Source organism: Photobacterium kagoshimensis, assembly GCF_050337045.1.
GTDB lineage: Bacteria > Pseudomonadota > Gammaproteobacteria > Enterobacterales > Vibrionaceae > Photobacterium > Photobacterium kagoshimensis.
This window is the reverse complement of sequence record NZ_JAKJSO010000043.1, coordinates 1-2,894: the sequence shown is the minus strand read 5'-3', so window position 1 is coordinate 2,894 and position 2,894 is coordinate 1. Positions and strand designations below refer to the sequence as shown.

Here is a 2,894-nt window from a genome sequence, read left to right as displayed (position 1 = left end):
AATCGATACTAGTGAATGCAGTTTTGATTATTTCTATGCGATTTTTATTTGGTTGACATGGTTTATCCCAACATTTGTGGCACAATCGGCAGTATATTGGCTTGTTCTGTCTTTAGTTAAACGCTTTAGTAACAGAGGCTTGAAGCCATAACAAGGCAATCAAGGTGATGCGTTTTACTCGGCAGTTTTGGTATGGAGTTCGGTGCGCTTTGCCACTTCAGTGGGGCACACCTTATTGCTGGCGTTATATGCCAGCCTCATTGAAAAAGGCTAAGGTTATAGAGTGTTATAGATTTAGTTTAGAAATACCATTGTTTAATGATTTTATGTGATAACTACTAACTGTTATGACTTTATTTTTGGTCCCGTAAAACTTGACATCAAAGCCGTTTTGGTTTGTTTTAAGAAGTGATATTGGTAATGTTACCCCTACTGTTTCTGTAAGGATGCAGCCGAAAGTTCCGCTACAGTCAGCATTTGTGTCAATTTTTGTTAAGTTATAAATTGTTCCATCTTTTGTTCTTGCGGTTTTTACGTGTCCCCAATCACCAGAAAATTTCAAGTCCACATACAATTGGAAATCTTTAGGTTTTTGGGTCAGTTTGTTATTTGACCATGCGCGAAGAAGGATGCCATCTTGATATTTTGTTTTTATAGTCGCAGTGTTAGCAAAGTCATCAATGTCGATTAATGCTTCATGTTTGGCTCTTTTTACATTATTTATGCCGTATGTAAAAGCTAGATCGTTCTCGGAAAAAGAAGAGCCATTTATTTTTTTAAAAGATTTTAATTCTTTTATTTCGTTGTAATTTACATGCCCCTTAAACCATAGTGCTGATATGCAATCTTCAAACATCACAGCGGTTTTAACATTGCTGTCAAATTGGTAGTCAATACCATTGATGTTCATTATCTTTGTGTATTTGTTGAATATTTTGTCGTTTGGCTTGTTAATGCCAGAAAATTTGAATTTCTTACCTTGAAGTTGTTCACCGATATTAGATTTACCTAGATATCCTCGGTCACTTTCAAAGTAGATTGAGAAATATTTGGGGTCTCCAGTGTATACAAACTCATTAGAATTCAAATTGTCATAAGAGCATTTGTTATTAATAATACCAGATGTACTTTCAATTCCTTGAGTCGTTGTCATACATCCCGAAAAAGAAATTACACAGGCTGCCATTATAAATATTTTCGTTTTCATCTTTAGTTTACCATGCTATGCAAATGGTTTATTATCCAATGTTTTATGTTCGCAGTCAAATCTTTGGTGTGTATACATAACAAAGCCATTAAAACGACCCTCAACGCTCGGCATTCTAAGTATGAATTGGCTCTAGTGTTTACGGTGGTTAATTAAATATTGTCGTAATGCGTTGCTGGCGTTTTATGGCAGGGCGTTATGGCTCTTAACGATCTGTAGTCATTATTGTTTGCTTCATCAATGGTGGTAGTTTTTCCAATATCTTATCAGTCGCAATGCCGTGAGAATCGTTCAGTGATTATTGCGGTTTGCGGCTTGGCGCAAACAAAGTTCATTGTCCAATTGGCTGTAAATTTTCCAAGTTCTCTAGCCGCAATTGGTCATTACGCGATGATGATTTCTACGCAGGTTGCGGTTATCTGTTTGGTGATTACAAGGTTCTTTTTCCTCAGTGGCTTTGGGCTGCCCAAATTCGCGTGCCGCAACAAAGGATTGCATTTGGTTCGCGGTTAGTTCCGTGTTTACTAAGTTGCTGTCAGATTCACTGCCACTGAGGTTCCGATTTTGTTGCCGCCACCTTGCATGATGAAGAGCAAGGCCTCAGAATGCTAAGAGTTAAGCGAAAAAAGCAAGTAAATCAAAAGGTTTTGCGCCATAACAAAGCCATCAAGGTGATGCATTACACTCGGCGGTTTTGGTATGGAGTTCGGTGCGCTTTGTTGGTTCAACGTGGCACACCTTATGGCAGGCGTTATGTTTTTTAATGGAGTATGTCGATGACTAAGGAAAGGAAGAATCCCTGGTTAGAAAAGTCTATCGAGAATATCTTACCACTCAGCATTTCAGATGAGTTCAAAGTTGCATTTAGTGAATGGCTTTTCTCTGGTGATGTTATTGATTATGGTGAGGCCTACGAACAATGTGAGCTTTGTGAACATGATGAATTACGTTATCACTATAAAATTGATAATGAGCAAACCAGCAAATCTCTTTGGGTTGGGTCATCATGCATACTTCGATTTGAAGAAATTGTGGTGTTTGATGAAAATGAAGAACAAGTTACTGCATTAGATGATAGGCGAAAAGTTCTTGAAAAGGCGCTAAAAAATAAGCAAATTGACATGAGTTTGGAGCCATTAAGAAAACTATGGAGTATTCATTTCAAAAGACGAGACTTCATTCACCGTCAAGCGAAAGATATAAAAAGTAAACATGGCGTCGATCCTGAATGCTTAAGTATTTTGTTCAAAGAGTTAACAAAATTTGAGGTCGACTTTAAGCCTGAACAATACTCCGTTAACTTGCGCAGTTCTTACAATCAGTATCAACTCTTAAATATGGATTCTGAATCACAAAAACTGATCTGGAAGTCGATGTCACCTCAGCAAAAAGAAAAGTACAAAGATCGTATGAAATTCAAAAACATAACAAAGCCATCAAGGTGATGCATTACACTCGGCGGTTTTGGTATGAAGTCCGTCGCGTTTTGTTGGTTAGGTGGGGCACACCTTATGGCAAGCGTTATGTGCTATCAGAAAAGGAATTAAGATAGTTATGAAAAGGTACATTTTAAGCGCAATCGGTATAGTTGTTGTTTTAATTTCGCTGTATGGATCTTTTGATTCTTATCGAAATTCTCATCTTTCAACGAATATTGAAAATGGCAGTTACGAGAAATGTTTCAATG

Annotated in this window: 2 protein-coding genes; one reads left to right on the top strand and one right to left on the bottom strand. The window is 37.4% G+C overall.

The window, feature by feature from the left end:
• Positions 1–286 precede the first annotated feature (286 nt).
• On the bottom strand, positions 287–1,207 hold the full coding sequence (locus tag L4C35_RS22890; protein WP_428465026.1) for a hypothetical protein: 921 nt from the start codon (positions 1,205–1,207) through the stop codon (positions 287–289).
• A 776-nt stretch (positions 1,208–1,983) separates the two neighbouring features.
• Here L4C35_RS22890 and L4C35_RS22885 point away from each other — a divergent pair.
• A complete protein-coding gene (locus tag L4C35_RS22885) occupies positions 1,984–2,652 on the top strand; it encodes a hypothetical protein (protein ID WP_428465025.1) in 669 nt (222 codons plus the stop codon).
• Positions 2,653–2,894 lie beyond the last annotated feature (242 nt).

Coding starts and splice junctions, on each gene's coding strand:
- L4C35_RS22890 (WP_428465026.1), bottom strand. CDS start 1,207: ATGAAAACGAAAATATTTATAATGGCAGCCTGTGTAATTTCTTTTTCG.
- L4C35_RS22885 (WP_428465025.1), top strand. CDS start 1,984: ATGACTAAGGAAAGGAAGAATCCCTGGTTAGAAAAGTCTATCGAGAAT.